Source organism: Dactylosporangium maewongense, assembly GCF_039531485.1.
GTDB classification, from domain to species: domain Bacteria; phylum Actinomycetota; class Actinomycetes; order Mycobacteriales; family Micromonosporaceae; genus Dactylosporangium; species Dactylosporangium maewongense.
In genome coordinates this window covers 623740-637065 of sequence record NZ_BAAAQD010000001.1, presented here as the reverse complement: position 1 = coordinate 637065, position 13326 = coordinate 623740, and the positions used below count along the sequence as shown (strand labels likewise).

General features: G+C 74.4%; 12 protein-coding genes and 1 riboswitch. Of the genes, 3 read left to right on the top strand and 9 right to left on the bottom strand.

What is annotated here, in order from left to right:
• Positions 1 to 18: 18 nt before the first annotated feature.
• The 7 genes from ABD332_RS02675 to ABD332_RS02645 all read right to left on the bottom strand — a co-directional run bounded on the left by ABD332_RS02675 (position 19) and on the right by ABD332_RS02645 (position 7395).
• A complete protein-coding gene (locus ABD332_RS02675) occupies positions 19 to 957 on the bottom strand; it encodes a ribose-phosphate diphosphokinase (RefSeq protein ID WP_344499096.1) in 939 nt (312 codons plus the stop codon).
• Between the two features lie 197 nt (positions 958 to 1154).
• Positions 1155 to 2396: a glutamate-cysteine ligase family protein gene (locus ABD332_RS02670; RefSeq protein ID WP_344499094.1), complete on the bottom strand. Its 1242-nt coding sequence runs from the start codon at positions 2394 to 2396 to the stop codon at positions 1155 to 1157.
• Positions 2397 to 3210: 814 nt separating this feature from the next.
• Positions 3211 to 3690, bottom strand: coding sequence for a CAP domain-containing protein (locus ABD332_RS02665; protein ID WP_344499092.1), 480 nt, complete (start codon positions 3688 to 3690; stop codon positions 3211 to 3213).
• Between the two features lie 161 nt (positions 3691 to 3851).
• Positions 3852 to 4826, bottom strand: coding sequence for a hypothetical protein (locus ABD332_RS02660; protein WP_344499090.1), 975 nt, complete (start codon positions 4824 to 4826; stop codon positions 3852 to 3854).
• A 1041-nt stretch (positions 4827 to 5867) separates the two neighbouring features.
• Positions 5868 to 6575, bottom strand: a complete 708-nt coding sequence (locus ABD332_RS02655; RefSeq protein ID WP_344499088.1) for a hypothetical protein — start codon at positions 6573 to 6575, stop codon at positions 5868 to 5870.
• On the bottom strand, positions 6572 to 7072 hold the full coding sequence (locus ABD332_RS02650; protein ID WP_344499086.1) for a SigE family RNA polymerase sigma factor: 501 nt from the start codon (positions 7070 to 7072) through the stop codon (positions 6572 to 6574). Before ABD332_RS02650 ends, ABD332_RS02655 begins: the two co-directional genes overlap by 4 nt.
• A 62-nt stretch (positions 7073 to 7134) precedes the next feature.
• Entirely contained in the window at positions 7135 to 7395 is a 261-nt protein-coding gene (locus ABD332_RS02645) for a CBU_0592 family membrane protein (RefSeq protein ID WP_344499082.1), read from the bottom strand.
• 15 nt (positions 7396 to 7410) lie between these two features.
• Positions 7411 to 7477: riboswitch (guanidine-III (ykkC-III) riboswitch) on the bottom strand.
• A 99-nt stretch (positions 7478 to 7576) separates the two neighbouring features.
• On the opposite strand from ABD332_RS02645, the gene ABD332_RS02640 reads away from it, so the two are divergent.
• Entirely contained in the window at positions 7577 to 8809 is a 1233-nt protein-coding gene (locus tag ABD332_RS02640; RefSeq protein ID WP_344499080.1) for an outer membrane protein assembly factor BamB family protein, read from the top strand.
• A gap of 141 nt (positions 8810 to 8950) precedes the next feature.
• Here ABD332_RS02640 and ABD332_RS02635 read toward each other — a convergent pair whose 3' ends face one another.
• Positions 8951 to 10291, bottom strand: a complete 1341-nt coding sequence (locus ABD332_RS02635) for an FAD-dependent oxidoreductase (protein ID WP_344499078.1) — start codon at positions 10289 to 10291, stop codon at positions 8951 to 8953.
• A gap of 58 nt (positions 10292 to 10349) precedes the next feature.
• The gene (locus tag ABD332_RS02630; protein WP_344499076.1) at positions 10350 to 11810 is read right to left on the bottom strand and encodes a serine/threonine-protein kinase; all 1461 of its coding nucleotides are present in this window, start codon (positions 11808 to 11810) and stop codon (positions 10350 to 10352) included.
• A 93-nt stretch (positions 11811 to 11903) separates the two neighbouring features.
• On the opposite strand from ABD332_RS02630, the gene ABD332_RS02625 reads away from it, so the two are divergent.
• Together ABD332_RS02625 and ABD332_RS02620 are read left to right on the top strand one after the other, a co-directional pair.
• On the top strand, positions 11904 to 12911 hold the full coding sequence (locus tag ABD332_RS02625; RefSeq protein WP_344499074.1) for a methyl-accepting chemotaxis protein: 1008 nt from the start codon (positions 11904 to 11906) through the stop codon (positions 12909 to 12911).
• Positions 12912 to 13118: 207 nt separating this feature from the next.
• Positions 13119 to 13265, top strand: coding sequence for a hypothetical protein (locus ABD332_RS02620; RefSeq protein ID WP_344499072.1), 147 nt, complete (start codon positions 13119 to 13121; stop codon positions 13263 to 13265).
• Positions 13266 to 13326: the final 61 nt, after the last annotated feature.

The following is a 13326-nucleotide window of genomic DNA, read 5'->3' as shown; positions in this document are numbered from 1 at the left end:
TCCATGCGCATGTGGAGGTCAGTGGAACAGCGAGCTGACGGACTCGCCGTTGTGGATGCGGCGCATCGCCTCGGCCATCGCGGGCGCGATCGACAGCACCCGCAGCTTCGGCACCCACTTCCCCTTCGGGATGGGGACGCTGTTGGTGCAGACGATCTCGAGCACGTCGGGCTGGGCGGCGAGCCGGTCGAGGGCGCCATCGGTGAAGAGGCCGTGCGTGCAGGCGACGCGGATGCTGGCGACGCCGCGCTCGCGGAGCCGGTCGATCAGCTCGATGACGGTGCTGCCGCGGGCGATCTCGTCGTCCAGGACGATGACGTCCTTGCCTTCGATGTCGCCGATGACGGCGCTGATCACCACCCGGTCGTCGCTGAAGCGCTGCTTGGCGCCGGCGGCCACCGGTACACCCAGCAACCGCGCGAACGCGGATGCCACCTTCGCGTTGCCGAGGTCGGGCGAGACCACCACGCTGTTGGTGAGGTCGAGGCCGCGGAAGTGGGTGGCGAGCTCGCGCAGCGCGTGCAGGTGGTCGACGGGCACGCTGAAGAACCCGTGCACCTGCGGCGAGTGCAGGGTCAGCGTCAGCACCCGGGACGCGCCCGCGGCGCTGAGCAGGTCCGCGACGAGCCGGCCGCCGATGGAGATGCGCGGCTCGTCCTTCTTGTCGGAGCGGGCGTAGGCGTAGTGCGACATGACCACGGTCGTGCGCGCGGCGGAGGCGCCGCGGGCGGCGTCGAGCATCAGCAGCAGCTCGACGAGGTGCTCCTGGACGGGCGGGACCAGCGGCTGGATGAGGAACACGTCCCGCTCCCGGCAGTTGGCCTGCAGCTGCACCTCGAGGCAGTCGTTGGCGAACCGGTCGACCCGCACGGGCTGCAGCGGCACCTCGAGATGGGTGCAGATCTCCTCCGCCAGCTCCGGATGGGCGCTGCCACTGAACACGGCGATGTCCCGCACTGGTCCGGCTCCTCGGTGTGGTCGCGCGCGTGGGCGCTGGGGATCGTCACCCCGTTGATACCACACCCGGGGTGCCGCGCCACCGTCTCGTCCGCCCATGCCGGGGCCTCATCCGCCCGCGCCGGTCCGGACCTCCGCCACCCGCCCGCAGTGCGTCCGCGGGCGGGGGCCGGACCCTTCCCGGCGCTGCCAGCGGCTCATCCGCCGGCGCCGACCCGGACCTTGCGGCGCTGCTCTCGGCGGTCCTCGCCCGGGCAGGATCCGCGTGCCACATACCGGTCGGTGAACTCGGCGACCGCGTCCCGCACGGTGAGCGGGGCGCCCTGCCGGCGCAGGACTTCACCCGCGACGGTGAAACAGGTCAGGGCGGCGGCGGCGAGCGCCGGGTCGGCGAGGCCTTCGCGGGCTGCGCCGACCCAGTCGCGATGCCGGCGCAGCGGGGAGCGCAGCGGCTCGGCCGCGGCGGCGGCCGCCTCGGCGCCCTGCGGGTCGTCGAGCAGGGCGGTGACGACCGCGACCGGCACGACCCAGCCGTCGCCGGGCTGCTGGTCGATCATCCGCAGCTCCAGGTAGCCGCGGGGGCGCACCGGCGGGACGAGAGTGCCGAGGTGCCGCTCGAGGTCGTCGAGCGTGACGGGCCGAGGGCCGTGGCCGCGCAGCCAGGCGCGCATCGTCAGCCCGGCCGGCACGTGCCAGCGGCCGGGGCCGGCGACCATGGCGACGTTGGCGGCGAGGGCGTACCGGGACCAGGCGGCGCGCGGGTCGTCGGCGCGGCGCGGCGCGCGGGTGCGGCTGGCGTCGGTGCCGAAGCGCAGCCCCTGCCTGTGCGACACCCAGCGCCGGCCGGACTTCGAGCGGTGCGGCGAGTTCGCGAACGCGGCCATGACCACCGGGCCGATCGCGTCGGCGAGCCACCACCGGCGCCGGTAGTGGCCCCAGTCGTCGGGGTCGTCGGTGCCGGCGTCCAGGCAGACCTGGATCGAAGCGGAGTTGCACATGACCGCGAGCCCCTTCGGGCCCGACCGCTCGTGGTATTCGGCGAGCGCGACATACCGCGGGTGGTCGGTGACGAGCAGCGGCGCCCGCACGTCGTCGAGGCCGGTGCCGTCCAGGACGAGGCCGTGGCCGGCGAGGGCGGCGCGGACGAGGGCGAGGTCGGCGGCGAGCGCGGCGACGCAGTCGGCCATCGACGCGCCGACGGCGGAGGACAGCTCCAGCTGCCCGCCGGGCTCGATCGTGACGCCGCTACCGCCGGGCAGCGGGTTGCCGAGGTGGGCGAGCAGGTCGAGGAGGCGTTCCGGATCGGGCCGGTGCATCGGCTCACTCAGGTCGCGCACGCAGTACTCGAGCTCGACGCCGACGCGTCCGACAGGACCGACCCGGAACCCGGCGGCGGCCACGTAGGCGGCGGCGGTTGCCTCGGTGAGGATGTCGTTCACGGCGGCCTCCCGTTCAAGGGTGCGTGCTACCCAGGGTGGTGTTGCGGTTGACTTGAGTGACGCGTGCGGCGGCGGTTTCGGTTGTACTGCGGTTCTACGAGCCGTGCGGGCGCTGCTGCCGGTTCGGCGAATGCCGGATGAGCGGCGACGGCTGGATGAACGGCGGGGGTGGGGCAGGGTTGTCCCGGGTGCTCCGGCGACCACCGGGCTGCGGGTCCGGCGGGGTGCATTCCATTAGGCGGTCCGGCGCCCGATCTGTCCAGCCCACCCGGGCAACACGTGGTGAACCCTGGCTGTGAACTGGCTGAATGCCGCAAGATCTCCCGCGGCCCGCCGCCCCCGCCCTGAATCTTGCGGCCCGCGCCAATTCTGCCGGTCCACCAAAACAAGATCGACTGTTATGGTTTTCTCATCGCTTTCTCAACGACGATTCGGCGGCGTTTGGAGGAAAGTGCGTATTCCTATTCCCACGGAGAACGCCGGCTCCCCCGCCCCGGTCGGCGCGCCTGCTTGAAATGATCGCGAAATACGACGGGGACGAGATCACAATCGGCGCGCGACACCTCGCGCGCCTCGATTCGATCACCCGCATGGAGACGATCCGGGCTCCGTGCGCGGCCCCTTGAGGTCGACCGCGCCGAGTTGCTGCCGCATGTGTTCCGGATGCGGGCCGGCTACTTTTTCTGATCCGCGACGCGCTCCGCCGCCCGGCGCGCCCGTCGCCACCCGACGCGCTCCGCCGGCTGTCCGTGGACGCCGACCGGCGAGGTTCCCGCGGGCGGTCGTCGTGCCCGCGGGAACGCTCGTCCCACCCTCAGCGCGGACTGGCGAAGTCCTGGGTCCAGTAGGGCACGCCGCGTCCGTCGTACGCGACCGCGACCCCGACGTTGCGGAACCGGCAGTTGAGGATGTTGGCCCGGTGACCGGGGCTGTTCATCCAGTCGTTCATGACCTCGCGCGCGCTGCGCTGGCCCCAGGCGATGTTCTCGCCGTACGACGACCACCGGTAGCCCGCGGACGCCACTCTGCTTCCCGGGCCGCTACCGCGGGGCGACCCGTGGGAGAAGTAGCCGCGGTCGGCCATGTCCCTCGAGTGCTGCCACGCGGCGTAGCTCAGCCGCGGGCTCAACGTGACCGGGCCGCAGCCCGCCCGGGCACGTGCACTGTTGGTCAAGGCGACCACGCCGCGGACCACGCCGTAGTCGGCCGCGAACGCCGGCCCGGCATGGACGGCGGCTCCGGCCGCGACGACACCCGCCGCCACGGCGACGGCGACACCCTTCCGGATTCCCATCTCACCTCCACGAAGTAGGGCAGATGACCCGAAGCTAAACGACGATCATGACGTTGCCAGCAATCTGACAAAACTCGCATTTTTGGGCCGTTCGTACGCTACGACGCGCACGAACGGCCCATCGCACGCCCGCCCGTGTCACCCGTTCGGGTGATGCCGGCTCACCCGGCGGCGACCCGGACGTGGTCCTCGGGCACACCGGCGGCCACGACCCGGGCCCGCACCTGCGCGACAGCCGCCGGCTCGTCGGCGACGAACGCGTCGTGGCCGGTCCAGTCCTCGTCGTGCCCCGCGGGGAACCGGCCGCGGATCACGACGGTGCCCTCGGCGGCGACGTCGGCCAGGCGGTACAGGTCCCGCTCCACCGCCGCCGGCCAGAACACCGTCACCGCCCGCGGATCCCCCGTCGCGCGCAGCATCCCCAGCAGCGCCCGCACCGGCGCCACCGCGTCCCGCCCGGCGACGACGAGCAGCGGCCGGGCCGACATCGGGTCGGCGGCGGGCTGCCCGTACACCGGCCGCAACCGCAACACGTCACCGGCCGCGGTCCGCTCGACGAGCGCCGCCCCGACCGGATCGATGCCGTGCGGGACGACGTGCAGCTCGCCGACGTTGCCAGCGGCCGGGTCGGGCACGGCCCAGCAGTGCCGCCAGCGCCCCGGCAGCAGCACCGACTCGACGACCGCGAGCTGCCCGGGCAGGCACGGATACGGCAGGTACGTCCGCACCCGCAGCTCCGCCCCGACCTGCCCGCGCCGCTCGTGCGCGAGCACCGGCGCGCTCCACGACACCGGCTCGTGCGCGGCGGCGGCCGCCCCGTCCGCGAGCCACCGCGCCACGAGCCTGCCGGTCGTCGCCCACGCTTCTTCCTGGTCCCGCCGGACCGGCACCCCGGGCGGGTTGGCCCGCAACATGTCCACGAACAGCACCGCCAGGTTGTCCAGCCGCTGCGGCACCACCCCGAGCTGCGCCACGACCGGCCCGAGCTCCGCACACCGGGCCGCGAGGACCTGCGGCTGGTCGACGTGCTCCACCAGCCACCCGACCGCTTCCCGCAACACCTCCCGCTGCGCCGCCGGCTCACCCGGCAGCAACGCCCGAAGGTCCTCGAGCGGCTGCCGCCCACTTCCGGTCACGGGTGGCGCGGCCGTGTGCGACGAGGGAGGCGGCACACCCCCGGGCAACGCCGGCGCCCCCTCCTGCAACAACGGCAGCGGCACACCCCCAGCCGACGGAGCGGCACCAGGCTGCCGTGCAGGAGAACCAGGTTGTTGCGGCAACGCACCAGGAAGTTGTGCAACAGCACCAGGCTGTTGCGGAGAAGCACCCGTCGGCCGCACGGGAGCCCCAGGCGGTTGCACAGGAGAACCGGCCTGCTGCTGAGAAGCACCAGGCGGTTGCACACGAGCGTCAGGCGACTGCGCCGCAGGACCAGGCGAATGAGCGGGCGCACCAGGCGATTGAGCGGGACGACCAGGCTGTTGCGCGGGTTCACCGGGCGGTTGCGCAGGAGCATCAGGTGATTGCGGGGGAAGACCGGGCGGTTGTGCGGCGGGGCTGGGCTGTTGCGGAGGAGGTGCGGGCGGTTGCGGGCCTGGGCCGGGCGGTTGTGGAGGAAGGCCGGGCTGTGGCGGGGCTCCGGGTGGTGACGGTGGCCCGGGTCCTCCCGGGACCGAGGGCCATCGCCCCGCGACGATGCTTGGACGGATGGCGTCCCACAACGGCAGCGCGGGAAGCGGAGACGGCGCGGGAAGGGGCGAGGGTGCGGGAGCCTGGCCGGGTGTTGCTGGAGCAGCGCCCGCCCTTGGACGGGCAGGTAGACGCTGCAGGTGGGCGATCAGCTCGTCCACCACCGCCGACAGGGCACCCGGCCGGAGGGTCTCCGCGAGCAGCAGGCGCAGCGCCGGCATCGTCAGGAACGCGCCGGCCAACGGACCATCCGCGGCCCGCACCGTCCGCCCGGACACCGCCGCCGGGCCGGACGCGGAAGCCGGCCCAGAAGCGGACGCCGGGCCAGACGCGGGAGCCGGGCCAGACGCGGGAGCCGGAGCTGTGGCCGGCGCCGGGCGGGGCGACTGCGCCGGGTTGGCGGGGCGCGCCTGCGGTGCATCGGGGCCGATCGTCGTCACTCATCCGAGTGTGGCCCGCCACGGACGGTCGCGTCGCGAGTCGGCGTATCAGGGGGCCAGTTCCACGGCGAGGTGGGCGGCGAGCGGGACGAGCTGATCCGGCGGGAGCGGCAGGTCCTTCGGGGACGCCGCGGGCGCGCTGGACACCAGCATCGTCACGCGGGGACCGTGGTCGGGGACGGCGCAGCGGATCTGCGCGACCTTGGCGAAGCCGTCGGGCTCCGGGCGGTCCACGATGGCGTGGACGACGCAGGTGGCGTCGGTGCCCGAGCTGCTGGTGGTGCAGTCGGGCCCGCCGGCGCACAGGACCTTGGCCGTCACCGGCGGGTCCGCGGCCGAGCCTGCGGTCACGGTGATCTCCAGCACGCCGGGGTGGCCGTCGATGATGAAGCCGGTGGCGGCACCCCCGTCGCCGCCACCGGAGATCTCGAGGCGCGGCGCGCCGGCGGGGCCGGTCGCGCCCGGCAGGGAGCGCCACTGCAGGTCCGGCACGAGCGCGTGCACCTCGCGGTCGATCCACGCCGACCACTCGGCGGGGGTACGGTCGCGCGGCGCGGCGCCCGGCGCCGGCGGGGGCGCGGAGGGGCGCAGCACTGCGGCACCGAGGACGGCGGCCAGGCTCAGCACGAGCGCGCCGCCGATGGTGTACGCCCTGCGCCGCGCCGACGCCCGCTCCTCCGTCGCGATGATGCGGTCCAGGTCGACGGAGGTGGGCGGCGGCGTGCCGATGAAGTCGTCGAAGAGCTGGTGGGTCATCGCTGGTCCCCCGTCCCCGAGGCGGCCAGGTCGCGCAGGGCCTGCAGCGCCCGCGCCGACTGGCTCTTCACCGTGCCGGGGGCGATGCCGAGCAGCTCGGCGGTCTGTTCGACGGAGTGGTCGAGGTAGAACCGCAGGACGAGGACCGCGCGCTGGCCCTCGCCGAGGGTGGCGAGGAGGCGGCCGAGGCGTTCGCGTTCGGTGAACCCGTCGGGTGGGTCCCAGCCGCGGTCGGGCAGCACGTCCTGCGGCTGCTCCCGGGTCCACGGGCGGCGGCACTCGTCGAGCCAGGTGCGGGTCAGCATCCGCTGCGCGTACGCGTCCGGGTTGTCGGCGGACGCGACCCGGTGCCAGCTGCGGTACAGCTTGCCCAGCATGATCGAGACGAGGTCGTCGGCGCCGTGCCAGTCCTGGCAGAGCAGGAACGCCGTGCGCCGCCACCGGTCCATGCGGGCGGTGACGAACGCACGGAAGTCCTCCTGGTCCGGCTGTCGCATGCGGCGCCTCCTCGTCGTCCCCCGTACGACGGACGCACCGCCGCCGAAGGTTGCACGACGCGTCAGGTGCGGCTGGCGTCCTGAGCCGGCGCGGCGGTGTGACCGGAGCGGGACGTGAAGAGGGAGCGCAGGGAGACGAGCGCCCAGACGCCCTCCAGGAGCAGGAACCCCCAGTCGTGCCCCAGGGCGGCCTCGACGGCGAGGGCGGTGGAGCCGATGAGGTTGAGCCACACGTACCGGCGCGACGTGGACGTCCACACGCCGAGCTGGACCAGCACGAAGGGCAGCAGGACGCACAGGGAACCGAGGATCTGGACGAGCATGGCATACTCCCGGGCACCACGTCGTCTTGTCGGGCCGGGTACGACGTGACTCGTCCGGGACAGCGCGCCTACCGCGCCGCCACCCTCCGACTATCGCACGCCGTGACGCCCGCGGGCACACGGGCGGGTGGACTGCGACCGTTCTCACCGCCCTGCAACCTGCCGCTGGTTCGCTGACTCCATGATCAGCAGGATGGCGGCGGTCGTCGCCGTGTGTGTCGCCGGCGCGCTGCTCGCGGACCCCGCGGTGGCGGCGACCCCGGGCAACTGGCCGCAGCACGGCGGCGGCGCCGCCAACGACAACTACCAGAGCGGCACCGGCGGCCTCGATGTGCGGCGGCAGGTGTGGCAGCGGCAGGCCGGCGGCGACGACACCGTCGGCGGCGCGGCCGTCGCCGGCGGCAAGGTCACCGTCGCCTACGGCAAGGGCGCGCTGCGCCGCGTCGACGTGCGCTCCGGCGCCGTCACCGTCCTGGGCCGGCTCGCCGGCCGCCGCCCGCTGCAGCTCGCCGACGTCGACGGCGCCCTGTTCGTGCGCAGCCTCGAGGCCGACGGCACGCGTAGCCGGCTCGCGTCGTACACCCGCGACGGGGCGAAACGGTGGGAGGTGCCGCTGCCCGACGACGGGGCGATCCTGCCCTTCACCGTCGCGGGCGGGCACGTCCTGGTCACCAGCGGACCGAAATGCCGCGAGCTGTGCACCGGGTTCCACCTCCGCGCGTACCGCGTCCGCAACGGCACCCTGGCCTGGTCGGGCGCGGTGGACGGCGACGCGGCCGGCGCGCCGGCGGTGGTGGGCGACGTCGTCGTGCAGGGCGCCTACGGCCCGGTCCGCGGCACGGGCGACGGCAGCGGCGGGGCGAGCCTGCTGTTCGCGTTCAACCTGAAGACCGGGCTCCGGCTCTGGACCCGCATGCGGCCCGGGTTCTCGCTCGTCGGGCACCGCGGGTCGCTGCTCGCCTCCGGCGCCGGCCCCGAGGCGCTGTGCTCGCTCGCCCCGGCGACCGGCGCCGTCCGCTGGTGCCGCGGCACCGCCGCCGGCGACGAGTGGGTCGACGGCCTGTCCGCCGGCGACGGTGCCCTGTTCGGCTACGGCCTCACCGGCACCGTCCGCCGCTACGACCCGACCTCGGGCGCCGCCGCCTGGGCCACTCCCCTGGCGCTGCCGGGCTACCAGTACAACGCGCTGCACGCCGCGCTGGTCAGCGGCGGCGGGCACGTGTACGCCGCGGTGAAGCACGGCAACTTCACGCCGTCGTCGGAGTTCACGGAGATCGTCGTGCTGCGCGCCACGGACGGCGCCGTGGTGCGGCGGCTGCGGCTCGCCGCCTACGACGACACGTCCGCCGAGCTCATGCTCGCCTCCGGCCGCCTCCTGGTCGTCGGCGACCGGACCATCCGCGCGCTCGGCTGACGGCGCCACCGCCGCCATGAACGCCAGCACCACCGTCGACGCCAACGTCAACCGTCCGCGCCGCCGTCAACGCCAGCGAGGCGTCAGGGCCAGCGAGGCGTCAGGGCCAGCGAGGCGTCATCGCCAGCACCGGCGCCGGCCTCAGGGCCGGCCGAGGAAGACCCGCCGCAGGATCGCCGGGGCGAAGAGGCGCTCCGGCGGCGCGGTCAGGTTCACCGTGCGGTGGAAGGCGACCGCCACCTCCGGCGAGGTCTCCGCCGCGCGCAGCAGTTTCGCGATGTACCAGTTGAAGAACCGAATCTTCGCAGTGCGCCTGCCGGGCACGGACGGGAACGCGAGGTCGCCGCCGACGGCCATGTCCCACGGCGTGTCGATCACCTTCGACGCCCTGGCGTAGAAGCGCCGGGGCAGGCCGTCGAGCCCGCCGGCGACCGCGGCCCGCAGCTCCAGGGCCTCGAGCGCGGCGACGGTCATGCCCTGGCCGTAGATCGGGTTGAAGGCGCAGATGGCGTCGCCGAAGGCGAGGAAGCCCTCCGGGTGGCGGGGGATCCGCTCGTACCGCCGGCGCACGCTCGCCGGGACCCGGAACGGCCGCGCCGGCCCGAGCGGCCGGGCGCCGTGCACCACCTCGGCGAGGTCGCCGATCGGCAGGCGGGTCGCGTAGGCGGCGAAGCCGGCCTCGTCGGTGGGCGGGAGGTCGTCGCCGAGCCCGGCGAGGGTCAGGATCCAGCGGTCGCCCTCCATCGGCAGCAGCGCCGCGCCGTACGGGTACTCCGGCGTCACCCCGGTCAGCACGCCGAGCATGCCGCTGGCGAGGGGGCGGCGCTCGTACTCGCGGGTGGCGTACACGACGCCGGCCATGACGCTGTCCTGCTCCGGCGGCGCGTAGCCGAGCTCGCCGAGCCAGGTGGTGCCCCGGTTGCCCCGGCCGGTGGCGTCGACGACCAGGTCGGCCCGCAGCTCCTCGATGACGATGGCGGCCGCGCCGCCCGGCCCGGCGCCGGCGGGGACGACCCGTGCGCCGGTGACGGTGCCACCGCCCGTGGCCGGGTCGTGGAGCAGGCCGGTGGCTTCGAGGCCGCCGCGGAGGGCGACGTTGGGGAGCTTGCCGACGCGGGCCCGCAGGTAGTCCTCCAGGGCCGGCCGGCTGACGGCCAGGACGACGAGGTCGGAGGCGGCGCGGGCCATCGGGTTCGGGCCGTTGTGCCAGGCGAAGCCCGCCTGGACGTCGACGGTGAGCGCGCCGGCGGCGACGAGCTCGCCGGTGAGGCCGGGGAACAGGTCCTCGAGGACCTCGCGGCCCTTGGCGAAGAGCATGTGCGCGTGCCGGCCCTGCGGGACGCCCTTGCGGGGGCCGGTGCCGGTGAGGTCGTCGCGGTCGATGACGGTCACGGTGCCGAAGGTGTCGCTCAACGCGCGGGCGGCGAGGAGCCCGGCGATGCTGGCGCCGAGGATCACCGCGTGCGTGGAAGGTCTGGTCATCAGTCCAGCCGACCATTGATCAGCGACAATTCATAGGGAGAAGTACACGCAGCGCGAATCAGCGGGTGCTACGCGTCACATTCATGACAGGTTCGCCGGACGGGCAGGTGAACGTCATCCGGACGAGGGCGTTGCCGTGGCGGAGCTCGACGAACGCGGTCGCGGCCGGACCGTCCTGGCGGGTCTCCGTCTTGTACGGCTTGGTCACCGTCACGGTCACGATCCGGACCCGCCCGGCGCCGGTGCACGCGGCCTGGACGGTGCCGGCCTCGGTGGTGAACGCGACCGGCGCGGTCCCCTGCGGCGTCGGCCCGGCGGTGCGCGGCGGCGTCGTGCCCCCGGTGGGCGTCGTGGGTCCCGTGGGTGTCGTGGGCCCGGCCGGCGTGGTCGCGGGCGTGCCGCCCCACGGCTGCGGGGGCAGGCCCGGCCCAGGGCCCTGCGAACCGGTCGCGCCGGTCGACGCGGTGCCGCCCGGCCCGGCGCCACCTGGCAGCGTGCCGCGCTGGGCATCGGGATGCGCGGGGCCGCTGGTGGCCGCGCCGGCGGTGTCGCGCCGGTTGGCGCCGTCCAGCGCGGCCAGGATCCACGGGAAGGCGGCGGCGACGAGCAGGACGAGGGCGGCGAGGGCGAACCGGCGCCCCCGCCCCGCGCGGTCGGACCCGGCATCGCCGGCGGCGGTGGTGGTGGCGGCGGCCACGGCCGGTGTCGGGACGGCCACCGCGCCGGTCGGTGTCGTCCCGGTGGTGGCGGCCGCTGCCAGTACACCGGCGGCGGCGGAAGCGGAGGGGCGGCCGGCCGGGTCCTTCGCCAGGCTCGCCATGCACAGCCTGGTGACGGCGTCGGGCACCCCGGGCAGCGGCGGCAGCGGCAGCGGCGGCGTGAAGACGTGGTCGCGGATCAGCTGGGTGGTCGTCTCCGCCGTCCACGGCAGCTCCCCGGACAGGAGCCGGTAGAGCAGCACCCCGAGCGCGTAGACGTCCGACGGCGGCGCGACCTGCCCGGTCAGCCGCTCCGGGGCCAGGTACGCGGGCGTGCCGAGGACGTCGTCGGGCAGCCGCGAGCCGGCGGGCGTGGCGAGGCCGAAGTCGACGAGCTTCGCGCCGGCGGGGGTGACCATGATGTTCGCCGGCTTGACGTCCTGGTGGACGAGCCCGGCCTCGTGCGCGGCGGCGAGCCCGGCGGCGACGCCCGCGCAGATCCGGAACACCTCCGCCGGCGGCATCGGGCCGTCGTCCATGTGCTGCTGGAGGGTCCGGCCCTCGACCAGCTCCATGACCAGGAACGGGAAGCCGTCCTCGCCGAAGTCGTGCACCTGGGCGAGGTTGGGGTGCGACAGCGCGGCGGCGGCGCGCGCCTCCGCACGGATCCGGCCGTCCTGCCGGTCGTCGTTCAGGTGCAGCACCTTGACCGCGACCGCGCGGTGCAGGACCTCGTCACGGGCCCGCCACACCACCGACATGCCGCCCGAGCCGAGCAGCTCCTCGAGGTGATAGCGACCCCCCAGCAGCAGCTCACCCATCGGGGTCATCCTGCCTCATCGATGCGGGAAGTCCATCACCGGAACCTCTGGTTTCCTCACGTTCCCGGCCGATGGGAGGACCGGGAGGGCATCATGTCCACGTTTCTGATCGTGTTGGGCGGCGTCCTGGCCGGCGTCGCGGTCGGCTTCCTCGCGGGCCGCCGCGGTGCGGGCGGCGGGGACGAGGCGCTGCGGGTGCTGCGCAGGGCCGCCGCCGGCGACCTCACCGGGCGCGTGCCGGACGGCGCCTCGCCGCTGGCCGCCGCCGTGAACGGCACGCTCGACCGGGTCGCCGGCACGGTCCGCGACGTCGCCGCGTCGGCCGCCGCGCTCGGCGCCGCCGGCCGGCAGCTCGGCGGGATCGTCGAGGAGATGCTCACCTCGGCCGAGCGGTCCGTCGCCGCGTCGCAGCGCGTGCTGGAGGCGGCGCAGCACGTGCACACCCACGTCACCGGCGTCGCCGACGGCGCGCGGCAGCTGGACGCCAGCATCGGCGAGATCTCCCGCAGCAGCGGCGAGGCCGCGACCGTGGCCGCCGACGCCGTCCGGGTCACCGACGCCACCGGCAGGACGATGACCCGGCTCGGCGACTCCTCGTCGGAGATCGGCGCCGTGATCAAGGTCATCACGTCGATCGCGGAGCAGACGAACCTGCTCGCGCTGAACGCCACGATCGAGTCGGCCCGCGCGGGCGCCATGGGCAAGGGCTTCGCCGTCGTCGCCAGCGAGGTCAAGGACCTGGCGCAGGAGACGGCCACCGCGACCGAGGACATCACCCGCCGCATCGCCGCGCTGCAGGCCGACACCACCGGCGCCGTGCAGGCGATCGGCCGGATCACCGACGTCATCGGTCGGGTCAGCGGCTTCCAGACCACGATCGCCCGCGCGGTCGAGCAGCAGAGCAGCACCACCGCGGGCATGTCGGGCGGCATCGGCCGGGCCGCCGGCGGCGCCGCCGAGATCGCCGACACGATGACCGTCGTCGCCGGCAAGCGCAGGGAGGCGCACGCGACCGTGCTGCGCGCGAAGGAGCTCGCCGCGGAGCTCGACCGGCTCACCGCAGGCCTGACGACCACGGTGGCCGCCATCAAGGTGCCCTAAAAATCATCGATCGGGTGGTGCTGCGGCGGTTCGTGCCTCGTGCCGGACGGTTCCACTGAGACTGGTGTTACCGGAAGCGAAGCATGCGATCGCACAAGCTCACCGGAAGCGAGACGGCCGGCCCGGGTGGCCGCGGGCCGGCCGGCGCTCGCTCCGCATGATCATCCGGGGCATCGCGGCGGCCGGCGAACTGGCACACTTGGCGCCATGTCCTCGTTCATGTCCAACCTGACGCTGCACGACCTGACGATGATCGTCGCGGGTGTCGGCGTGTTCGGCGTCCTCCTGATCGTGGTCGGCGTCCTGGGCGTGCGCCGCTCGCGTGCCGCCCGCCGGGGCTCCATCACCCCCTGACCACCCGGGCCATTGACTTCTTCGGATGCGTGCAGAGAATTTCCCTGGGCGGTCCGAGAAA

What these genes read in the sequence shown, in the direction of transcription:
- ABD332_RS02620 (WP_344499072.1), top strand. Translation starts at nt 13,119, where the DNA reads ATGTCCTCGTTCATGTCCAACCTGACGCTGCACGACCTGACGATGATC.
- ABD332_RS02655 (WP_344499088.1), bottom strand. Translation starts at nt 6,575, where the DNA reads ATGACCCACCAGCTCTTCGACGACTTCATCGGCACGCCGCCGCCCACC.
- ABD332_RS02665 (WP_344499092.1), bottom strand. Translation starts at nt 3,690, where the DNA reads ATGGGAATCCGGAAGGGTGTCGCCGTCGCCGTGGCGGCGGGTGTCGTC.
- ABD332_RS02625 (WP_344499074.1), top strand. Translation starts at nt 11,904, where the DNA reads ATGTCCACGTTTCTGATCGTGTTGGGCGGCGTCCTGGCCGGCGTCGCG.
- ABD332_RS02635 (WP_344499078.1), bottom strand. Translation starts at nt 10,291, where the DNA reads ATGACCAGACCTTCCACGCACGCGGTGATCCTCGGCGCCAGCATCGCC.
- ABD332_RS02650 (WP_344499086.1), bottom strand. Translation starts at nt 7,072, where the DNA reads ATGCGACAGCCGGACCAGGAGGACTTCCGTGCGTTCGTCACCGCCCGC.
- ABD332_RS02640 (WP_344499080.1), top strand. Translation starts at nt 7,577, where the DNA reads ATGATCAGCAGGATGGCGGCGGTCGTCGCCGTGTGTGTCGCCGGCGCG.
- ABD332_RS02630 (WP_344499076.1), bottom strand. Translation starts at nt 11,810, where the DNA reads ATGGGTGAGCTGCTGCTGGGGGGTCGCTATCACCTCGAGGAGCTGCTC.
- ABD332_RS02645 (WP_344499082.1), bottom strand. Translation starts at nt 7,395, where the DNA reads ATGCTCGTCCAGATCCTCGGTTCCCTGTGCGTCCTGCTGCCCTTCGTG.